This is a genomic window from Salegentibacter lacus (assembly GCF_020164555.1).
GTDB lineage: Bacteria > Bacteroidota > Bacteroidia > Flavobacteriales > Flavobacteriaceae > Salegentibacter > Salegentibacter lacus.
This window is the reverse complement of record NZ_JAIQZB010000114.1, coordinates 1-254: the sequence shown is the minus strand read 5'-3', so window position 1 is coordinate 254 and position 254 is coordinate 1. Positions and strand designations below refer to the sequence as shown.

At 48.8% G+C, this 254-nt stretch carries 1 rRNA gene; it reads right to left on the bottom strand.

Annotation, left to right across the window (positions count from 1 at the left end):
• A 23S ribosomal RNA gene (locus LB465_RS18235) occupies nucleotides 1-254 on the bottom strand; the annotation flags it as partial.

Sequence of the window (254 nt, the reverse complement as noted above, 5' to 3'; positions counted from 1 at the left end):
CCATTACCAACTTAAAACGCCCTATTAAGACTCGCTTTCGCTACGGCTCCACAGCTGAACTGCTTAACCTTGCTGGAAACGGTAACTCGTAGGCTCATTATGCAAAAGGCACGCCGTCACCCCCTAATAAAGGGCTCCGACCGCTTGTAAGCGTATGGTTTCAGGATCTATTTCACTCCCTTGTTCAGGGTTCTTTTCACCTTTCCCTCACGGTACTGGTTCACTATCGGTCTCTCAGGAGTATTTAGCCTTGG